This window comes from Algoriphagus sp. UBA3586 (genome assembly GCF_002376385.1).
GTDB classification, from domain to species: domain Bacteria; phylum Bacteroidota; class Bacteroidia; order Cytophagales; family Cyclobacteriaceae; genus Algoriphagus; species Algoriphagus ornithinivorans.
Window position 1 is genome coordinate 82,650 of the sequence record NZ_DFMT01000016.1, and the last position, 296, is coordinate 82,945.

Sequence of the window (296 nt, forward strand, 5' to 3'; positions counted from 1 at the left end):
GCCAATTCGATCATTTTTTGTTCGATCTTCTCTAGCTCTGAGCCATCCAAGGTATGGTCTCCAAAGTCTACATCATAGTAGAAACCCGTTTCAATGGGAGGTCCGATACCAAATTTGATTCCGGGATATAAAGCTTCCAAAGCTTCAGCAAGTAAGTGAGCTGAGGAATGCCAAAAGGTATTTTTACCTTCATTGTCATTCCAGGTCAATAACTGAACGTCTGAATCTGCTTGGATAGGTCGGGTAGCATCCCAAACTTGGCCATTGACTTTTGCGGCAAGAACATTCCGGGCCAA

The 296-nt window shown here is 43.9% G+C and carries 1 pseudogene; it reads right to left on the minus strand.

Annotated elements, in window-relative coordinates:
* Positions 1 to 296, minus strand: a pseudogene (locus B2906_RS04905) (TGS domain-containing protein); the annotation flags it as partial.